The sequence below is a fragment of the uncultured Limnohabitans sp. genome, assembly GCF_937889215.1.
Lineage (GTDB): Bacteria > Pseudomonadota > Gammaproteobacteria > Burkholderiales > Burkholderiaceae_C > Limnohabitans_A.
Map to the genome: position 1 here is coordinate 1 of NZ_CALBEX010000497.1, position 5597 is coordinate 5597.

General features: G+C 59.2%; 6 protein-coding genes and 1 pseudogene. 3 read left to right on the forward strand and 4 right to left on the reverse strand.

Going from position 1 to position 5597, the window contains the following annotated elements:
• Positions 1-374 (reverse strand): annotated as a pseudogene (locus Q0341_RS12595) (hypothetical protein); the annotation flags it as partial.
• Positions 375-608: 234 nt separating this feature from the next.
• Between Q0341_RS12595 and Q0341_RS12600 the strand changes: the two are divergent.
• The gene (locus Q0341_RS12600; protein WP_299513897.1) at positions 609-1274 is read left to right on the forward strand and encodes a CoA pyrophosphatase; all 666 of its coding nucleotides are present in this window, start codon (positions 609-611) and stop codon (positions 1272-1274) included.
• Positions 1275-1281: 7 nt separating this feature from the next.
• Positions 1282-2247 carry a CobD/CbiB family protein gene (locus Q0341_RS12605; protein WP_299513899.1) on the forward strand — a complete coding sequence of 322 codons (966 nt, stop codon included), beginning with the start codon at positions 1282-1284 and terminating at the stop codon, positions 2245-2247.
• Between the two features lie 14 nt (positions 2248-2261).
• On the opposite strand, the gene rsgA is transcribed toward Q0341_RS12605, so the two are convergent.
• Genes rsgA through Q0341_RS12620 form a run of 3 tightly spaced genes read right to left on the reverse strand, consistent with a single transcriptional unit; the run spans position 2262 to position 4828 of the window.
• Positions 2262-3254, reverse strand: a complete 993-nt coding sequence (rsgA, locus tag Q0341_RS12610; RefSeq protein ID WP_299513901.1) for a ribosome small subunit-dependent GTPase A — start codon at positions 3252-3254, stop codon at positions 2262-2264.
• A 6-nt stretch (positions 3255-3260) separates the two neighbouring features.
• Positions 3261-3572: a 4a-hydroxytetrahydrobiopterin dehydratase gene (locus Q0341_RS12615; protein ID WP_299513903.1), complete on the reverse strand. Its 312-nt coding sequence runs from the start codon at positions 3570-3572 to the stop codon at positions 3261-3263.
• A complete protein-coding gene (locus Q0341_RS12620; protein ID WP_299513906.1) occupies positions 3569-4828 on the reverse strand; it encodes a M48 family metallopeptidase in 1260 nt (419 codons plus the stop codon). The genes Q0341_RS12615 and Q0341_RS12620 overlap by 4 nt, the downstream gene beginning before the upstream one ends.
• 148 nt (positions 4829-4976) lie before the next feature.
• Between Q0341_RS12620 and orn the strand changes: the two genes are divergently transcribed.
• On the forward strand, positions 4977-5576 hold the full coding sequence (gene orn, locus Q0341_RS12625; protein WP_299513908.1) for an oligoribonuclease: 600 nt from the start codon (positions 4977-4979) through the stop codon (positions 5574-5576).
• The last annotated feature ends 21 nt before the right edge of the window (positions 5577-5597 follow it).

The window sequence follows — 5597 nt, forward strand, 5'->3', positions numbered from 1 at the left end:
ACATGGTCACAAGCATGGTGATCGGCCAGTTGCTTGAGGTCGTGGCCCAAGGATCGCAACAAAGACGCACCACCATCCGCGTCATGGGCTTGCACCAAGCGCACGATCTGGTCGTCGATGACCAGGCCATCCGAGCGGTCGCTGTACCAATAAATGCGGCGCAAATCCACATCCAACGCCGCTTGAGACAAGGCCTGCGACAACAAGCTGAGCAGTCCCTGGCGATTGACAGACTCGCCCGTGGCACCCATGGCCCCTTGCTGGGCCAGCCAGATCAAAAATCGCCCGTCGATCAGGGCCATGCAAGTGCCGCTGCGGTGGTCGCCAAAACGGCGCTCTGAACGGGCGTCGTGAGAAAAATATTCGCGTTTCATGAATGGGCTGTATCCGTATGATTAAGAGCTGTAACGTTGCTAGATAACGCAACCTTTTCATTTTACGGCGTCAAGCCCACCAACCCGCGCTGACAGGCCATCCGAGCGGCGGCGTTCAGGTCCATGGCGACAGGTCGCCAGCGGGTCAGCCCGCGTGGGTTATAAATACTGCCTGTGCTTAAAAATTCACGCTTTGATCCCCGACAAGTTCCTGCATGGCAAATCGATCACGATATGCCTGCCGTGCCGTGTTCGCTGCTTCAACCCGAGGCTTTGAAAGCGCGATTTGCGCAACCCCCGGTCTGGCAGCCTGAAATCACCAGAGAAAACTTCGCATCTGACCGCCCGCCTGCGCACGCGGCGGTGCTGGTGCCCATCGTGATGCGCGGGGCCAACGCCTCGACGCCCACAGTGCTGCTGACCCGACGGGCTGCCCACATGAACACCCATTCCGGTCAAATTGCCTTTCCCGGCGGCAAGGTGGATCCCGAGGACAGCAACATGCAGGCCACGGCGCTGCGCGAAGCCCATGAAGAAGTGGGGCTGGAGGCCCGCCACGTCCAGGTCATCGGTGAGTTACCGGTCTATGTCACGGGGACGTCTTTTTGGGTCACCCCGGTCATTGGCTTGGTCTCGCCTGACTTCGACTTGCAGCCCAACCCGGATGAGGTGGCCGATGTGTTCGAGGTGCCCTTGTCATTTTTGATGAACCCGGCCAACCACCATCGGCACGCCGTGGATTGGCAAGGGGCTGAGCGGCAATGGTTTTCCATGCCCTATCAAGAAAACCGCATGGCCGCCAATGGCGACGTTCAGTTGGTGGAGCGCTTCATCTGGGGTGCAACAGCCGGCATGCTGCGCAATTTTTACCGTTTTTTAGCGGCCTCCCCGTCGCTGTGAGAATGCCATGAATTTTTTTGCCATTTTGCTGGCCCTGGTGCTGGAACAAGTTCGACCTCTGAAGACCCACAATCAGGTGTTCGCTGCCGTCAACCGCTGGGCCAAATGGATGGCCCGGACCTTTGACGCAGGCACCCGCCCACAAGCCTGGATCACCTGGGGCATCACCATCCTTGGCCCTGCCCTATTGGTTGTTTTGGTGCATTGGCTGCTGGCATTTGGCTTGGGTTGGTGGGTGGCCATTTTGTGGAACGTGGCTTTGCTTTACGTGACCTTGGGATTTCGCCAGTTCAGCCACCACTTCACAGGCATCCGCGAGGCGCTGGAAAACGGTGACGAAGACCCCGCACGCGAATTGCTTGCGCAATGGCAGCAAGTGCAAGTCGGTCAAATTCCGCGCAGTGAAATCGTTCGGCATGTGATCGAGTATTCGATCATCGCCGCGCACCGTCACGTTTTTGGCGTGTTTTTTTGGTACGCCGCTTTGTCCTTGATCGGCCTGGGTCCTGTGGGTGCGGTCATCTATCGGCTCACGGAATTCGCGCAACGCCGCTGGCACGCACCCTCCTCTGACGGCTCATTGCCCAGCGAGGTCTTGCGCTCCGTGTCCGCCAGGGCTTGGCAAGCCATCGACTGGTTGCCTTCGCGCATGACCGCTGTCGGCTTTGCCGTTGTGGGCAGTTTTGAAGACGCCATGGACGGCTGGCGTCACCACGCACAAAACTTCCCGACCGACAACGATGGGGTGATTCTGGCGGCCACCGCTGGTGCCATCAACATCCGTTTGGGTGGCGCTGCTTTGCAGCCCGCCGTTGAAGAATCGGACACTGTGGCCACGCCCGGCAGCAGCAGCACCCCAGGGCGGGAAGCCAACCTGTCGCACTTTGCGCAAGTGGTGGGCTTGGTCTGGCGCACCGTCATCTTGTGGTTGCTGTTGCTGGCCTTGCTGACCATGGCCAATTTGGTGGGCTGAAGGCCCAGGGCGCGTCACCAGCGCTGTTGGCTCAGCTCATCAAACAGCTGCGCATAAATGCGGTGCCGCCGCACGCTGATGGTGCCAACATGCTGCGCGTTTTCGACCTGGGCCAGCACGCCACAACCGGGCTCGTGCAAATGCGTGCAGTTGTAAAACTTGCAGCCACCCACATGCTGGCGCAAATCGGGCATGCAGTCGGCCAAGCGCGTGGGCTCAATGTGATGCAGACCAAACTCCTGAAAACCCGGTGAGTCGATCAAGGCGGTGCGTGCAGCACCCTGTTCAGCCGATGCATCCAGTGCGGGCACCCAATACCAGCGAGTGCTGGTGGTGGTGTGCTTGCCCGAGTTGAGCGCCAGCGAAATTTCGCCTGTTTCCACCTGAGCGTCGGGCACCAAGCGGTTGATCAGCGTGCTCTTGCCACTGCCAGATGGCCCCAAAACCAGTGTGGTCAGCCCCTGCAAAAGTGCACACAAAGCGGCCACGCCGTCGTCGTCCACTGGGCTGCGCGGGCTGAGGCTGATGGGCATCACGCTGTAACCCATGGCGCGGTAGGGGGCCAAGCGCTCCCAGGCTTGCGCAAAGGGTTGGGCCAAATCACTTTTATTGAGCGCAATGATGGGCGTGATGCGTTCGGCTTCGGCGGCCACCAGGGCACGAGAGAGTTGGCTCTCCGAGTACTCCGGGTCGGCCGCGATAAGGATCAGCACACGGTCCAAGTTGGCCGCGAACGATTTGGTTCGGATTTCATCTTGCCGGTAAAACAGGTTGCGACGCGCCTGCAGCTTTTCAATGCTGCCTTCGTCGCCCGCAATTTGCCAAAGCACTTGGTCGCCCACCACCACCTGATTTTTCTTGCCACGCGGGTGGCAAATCAGGCGTCGGCCTTCGGGTGTCTCCACCAAACAATGGCGGCCATAGGTGGCTACCACCAGACCGGGCTCCAGACTGGCCAACAGATCGGCCGCTGGAGAGGACGCCTGACGTGTTTTGGGTTTACTCATGCCGCATCATGCCGGGAGCAAGGCATCGGTTTGCGTGGCCGCTTCAAAGTCGAGACGGCTCAAGCCACGCACATCGTGCGTGTTCCAGCGCAGCACACAACGTTTGTAGGTCAGCACCAGCTCCGGGTGGTGGTTGAGCTTTTCAGACAACCAGCCCACGCTGTTCACAAACAGCAGCGCATGTGTGTGTTGGGCAAACTCAAAGGTTTTTTCGATGGCAATGTTGTCGCCGTCGCCCGACAAGCCCCAACCCGAAATTTGGCTCAGCCCCATGATGATCTCTGTGGGCTTGAGGGCTCTCACGTCTTGAGCGCTCATGCTGTTTTCATCCTCAGCAAACGCTCGCTGGCTGGGGGGTGCGAATAGTAGAACCTCACGTACCACGGGTCAGGCGTCAGAGTCGATGCGTTGTCTTGGTAGAGCTTCAGCAAAGCCGAAGACAAATCAGCCCCCGGTGTTTGCGACACCGCATAGGCATCGGCCTCGAACTCTTGTTGACGCGAACGCCAGGACGACAGGGGAGCCAAGAACAAACTGAACACAGGCGTGACCAGCATGAACAAGACCAGCGCCAGCGCATCGTTGCTGCCCGACAAATTGGGCATCACGCCCAGACCCGTGTAAAACCAAACCTGCTGCGCCAGCCAGCCGAGCAGCGCCAGACCGGCCAGCGTCATGGCAAAGCTGGTCGCCATCATTTTGACGATGTGATTGTGCTTGAAGTGGCCCAACTCATGGGCCAGCACCGCTTCCATTTCGGCCGGAGTCAACTGCTTGAGCAAGGTGTCAAAAAACACCACGCGTTTGCTGGCCCCAAAGCCTGTGAAAAAAGCATTGGAATGCGCCGACCGGCGGCTGCCATCCATCACGAAAAAGCCTTTGGCGGTGAAGCCTGCGCGTTGCATCAAGCCCTGCACACGGGCCTTGAGCGAGTCGTCGTCCAAGGGCGTGAATTTGTTGAACAGCGGCATGATCACGTTGGGGGCAATCGCCATCAAGAACAACTGCCAGCCCACCAACACACCCCAGGCCCACAGCCACCACCACGCACCCCCAGCTTGCATGAGCCACAGCACCACCCACAAAAGCGGCAGGCCCAGCACCAAACCCAACACCAGCCCCTTGGTCATATCGCCCAGCCACAAGGCGGGCGTGATCTTGTTGAAGCCAAAGCGCTGCTCCACGCCAAAAGTTTGCATGAGCGACAAGGGCAATCCGATGACACCACCGACCAAAGTGAAGCCCAGCACCAGTGCGATTTGCTGCCCCATGCCTGGCCCCATCGCCTCCAGCAACACCTGGTTCAAGGCATCCAGGCCGCCCAGCAGCGTCCAGCCCAGCAGCACCGCCGCATCGAGCGCGATGTCGATTTGCGACAAACGGGCCTTGGCCAGGGTGTAATCGGCGGCTTTTTGGTGGTCGGCCAACGACAGGGTTTGGGCATACGCCTGCGGCACGGCATGGCGGTGCTGGGCCACATGCCGCACTTGGCGGGCGTTCAGCCAGAACTTGAGCGCCACATGGGCCAGCAAGGCCAGCACAAGCGTCAGGGTCAGAGTCAGGGATGGATTCATGACCCTATTGTAGAAGCGGGCCTGCACGGCCCTGCTAGGCAAGGGCTTGCGCAGCCAAGGCGCTGGCCCTGGCCGCACGGCCAGCAAAGCCAGGCTTGGTCGCACGCAGTGGGGCAAGCGGCTTGCCATCATCAGCGACAATCTTGCCATGTCTGAAGTGAACCTCCCCCCCTCCGCCCCGGAAACGGCTGATGCCGCAGAACTGCTCAAATCCGACAAGAATCTGGTCTGGATAGATTGCGAAATGACAGGCCTGGACCCCGAAAAAGAACGCCTGCTGGAGATCGCTGTCATCGTGACCGGTCCACACCTGAGCCCGCGCATTGAAGGACCAGTGCTGCTCATTCACCAAAGCGACGAACTGCTCCATCAAATGGACAAATGGAACAAGGGCACACACGGCAAGAGTGGCTTGATCGACAAGGTCAAGGCCTCCACCACCAGCGAAACCGATGCCGAAGAGCTGATCCTGGCCTTTCTGAAAAAGTACGTGCCCAAAAACAGCTCTCCACTGTGCGGCAACACCATCAGCCAAGACAGGCGCTTCTTGGTCAAGTACATGCCCAAGCTGGAAGCGTTTTTCCACTACCGCAACTTGGACGTGAGCACGCTCAAGGAACTGTCACGCCGCTGGAAGCCCGAGGTGTATGCCAGCTTCAAGAAACAACAAAAGCACACCGCCTTGGCCGATGTGCACGAATCCATTGACGAGCTAGCCCATTACCGTGAGCATTTCATCCGCTTGTGATTTTTCAGGGAAAACCCTAGC

Excerpts from the sequence above, each read along its gene's own strand:
- Q0341_RS12605 (WP_299513899.1), top strand. The coding sequence starts at position 1,282 with ATGAATTTTTTTGCCATTTTGCTGGCCCTGGTGCTGGAACAAGTTCGA.
- orn (WP_299513908.1), top strand. The coding sequence starts at position 4,977 with ATGTCTGAAGTGAACCTCCCCCCCTCCGCCCCGGAAACGGCTGATGCC.
- Q0341_RS12615 (WP_299513903.1), bottom strand. The coding sequence starts at position 3,572 with ATGAGCGCTCAAGACGTGAGAGCCCTCAAGCCCACAGAGATCATCATG.
- Q0341_RS12620 (WP_299513906.1), bottom strand. The coding sequence starts at position 4,828 with ATGAATCCATCCCTGACTCTGACCCTGACGCTTGTGCTGGCCTTGCTG.
- Q0341_RS12600 (WP_299513897.1), top strand. The coding sequence starts at position 609 with ATGCCTGCCGTGCCGTGTTCGCTGCTTCAACCCGAGGCTTTGAAAGCG.
- rsgA (WP_299513901.1), bottom strand. The coding sequence starts at position 3,254 with ATGAGTAAACCCAAAACACGTCAGGCGTCCTCTCCAGCGGCCGATCTG.